At 70.9% G+C, this 1931-nt stretch carries 3 protein-coding genes and 1 tRNA gene; 1 reads left to right on the plus strand and 3 read right to left on the minus strand.

Annotated elements, in window-relative coordinates:
* The 3 genes from EIO58_RS17050 to EIO58_RS17060 form a co-directional block, all read right to left on the minus strand.
* Positions 1-275: RNA-binding S4 domain-containing protein (locus tag EIO58_RS17050; RefSeq protein WP_127820460.1), on the minus strand; the 275-nt coding region annotated here is incomplete at its 3' end.
* The gene (locus tag EIO58_RS17055; protein WP_127820461.1) at positions 272-940 is read right to left on the minus strand and encodes a lysoplasmalogenase family protein; all 669 of its coding nucleotides are present in this window, start codon (positions 938-940) and stop codon (positions 272-274) included. The genes EIO58_RS17050 and EIO58_RS17055, both read right to left, overlap by 4 nt.
* Positions 941-1041: 101 nt before the next feature.
* Positions 1042-1629, minus strand: coding sequence for a GNAT family N-acetyltransferase (locus EIO58_RS17060; RefSeq protein ID WP_127820462.1), 588 nt, complete (start codon positions 1627-1629; stop codon positions 1042-1044).
* A gap of 132 nt (positions 1630-1761) precedes the next feature.
* On the opposite strand from EIO58_RS17060, the gene EIO58_RS17065 reads away from it, so the two are divergent.
* Positions 1762-1835 (plus strand) — tRNA-Pro (locus EIO58_RS17065).
* Positions 1836-1931: the final 96 nt, after the last annotated feature.

Consider the following 1931-nt stretch of genomic DNA (forward strand, 5'->3'; position numbering starts at 1 on the left):
GGGGGAGGCGTGCGGTCCTCGACGGCCTCGGCGGCGACGGCGGCGCCCACGCGCTTGGAGATCGGCTTCTTCACGACGAGGATGCGGTCGAATCCGCTGATGCGCACGCGCAGCTCGTCGCCCGGCCGCACCGGCTGCGCGGCCTTGGCGCGGTCGCCGTTGAGGCGGACATGCCCGGCGCGGCATGCAGTGGTCGCGGCGGAGCGCGTCTTGTAGACCCTGACCGCCCACAGCCATGCGTCCACGCGCGCGGAGGCCGCGGCATCCGCTGTCATACCGGCACCTCTGCGGCGCGGCGGGCGCGGACGGCGACGAGCACCCCCACGGCGATGAGGCCCTGACCCATGCAGTACGTGAGCATGACGATCGGGCTCGTCCAGTCGGGCATCGCGTCGGGCATGAAGAGGCGGAACGCGAGCACCGTGTCGGAGGCGAGGAAGAACGCACCGCCCCATGCGATGAGCGGCTGGCAGCGGGCGGCGCCCGCGGCGGTCGCACCCAGGACGAGGCCGTAGACGGCGACCGGGACGAGCAGCGCCCCGAGGCCCGGCCACAGCACGGCCAGCACGACGACCCACCACACGGCGTAGACGGCGGACCACGGCGGCAGGCGTCGCACCGCGAGGAGTCGCCAGAACAGCCAGATGTAGCAGAGGTGTGCGAGCCCGAACCACAGCAGCATCATCGGCACGGTGGGCAAACCTGGGAAGAACGTCGCGGCGCCGTCGCCGAGCCACGACAGGCCGAGGGCGACCACGAGAAGCGTGTGCGCGGTCGTCCACGGGCGACCCCAGGCGGCCCCGACGACGGCGAGCGCGAGCAGCGGCATGAGAGCGAGCTTCGTCGGCGCGGCGATCGCCTCGGCGCCCGCGGCGAGAGCGGCGACGTGCACCGCCGACACGACGATGTACGGGGTGAACGCGATCCAGAGCCGACGCATGATCCTCCTCGATGCCTGCCCGACAACGGTCCTCACATCGTCGCACGTCGCGGGACGGCTTCCGCGCCGGCTGTGGCGGATGGCGGATGCCGCGCAGGCTGTCACCCGGTCAGGTCGAGCGAGACGATCGCGAGGTCGGGGCGCGGTCGCGCGACCTCCCGGAACCCGGCGGCCTGGAATGCCGATAGGACGCCGTGGAACAGCTCGTTCGAGGTCTTCTTGCGCCCGGCCGCGGGGTCGATGGGGTACGCCTCGATCATGCGCGCCCCGCTCTCCCGCGCGTAGCCGATCGCGGCGCGCAGCAGCTCGCCGTTGAGTCCAGCCCGCCGGTGCTCGTTTCGCACGACGAAGCAGCTGACGGCCCACACGTCGGGGTCGTCCCAGGGCTCTTCGGAGTTCGCGGCGAAGATGCGCGTGCGGCTCAGCCGCACCTGCTTGGTGCGCGGCCCGACTCTCACCCACCCAGCGGGCTCGCCGTCGACGTAGGCGACCAGAGCGGGCGGAGGCCCGGCCTCGACCTCGTCGCGCAGCAGCGCCTCACGCTCGTCCTTCGAGGTGCTCTGCCACTCCGTGTTCGTGAGCGTCCACCACTGGCACTGGCAGCTGCGGCCGTCTCCTCCGCCACTCAGTGCGTGCTGGGCGTCGTCGAAGCGGTCGGCGGTGACGGGTTCGATCGTGATGTGCGCCATGCCGCGACGCTAACCGCCGCCACCGACGCCGGTAAGAACTGTGGGAATGCCACGCGCGGGAGCGTCGCCGGTTCGCGACGCTTCTGCGGACCGGGTAGGATGGTCGAGTTGTCCGCGCGCGAGCGAGGGCATCGGGATGTGGCGCAGCTTGGTAGCGCACTTGACTGGGGGTCAAGGGGTCGCAGGTTCAAATCCTGTCATCCCGACAGAAAAAGTCCCGGGAACCTGAGGGTTCCCGGGACTTCTTGGTTGGTGGAACTTGACCACGTCATCGCAATGCCACCTTCTTGACCGTTTCGGCG

Source organism: Microbacterium sp. CPCC 204701, from assembly GCF_004010105.1.
In the GTDB taxonomy this organism is placed as follows: domain Bacteria; phylum Actinomycetota; class Actinomycetes; order Actinomycetales; family Microbacteriaceae; genus Microbacterium.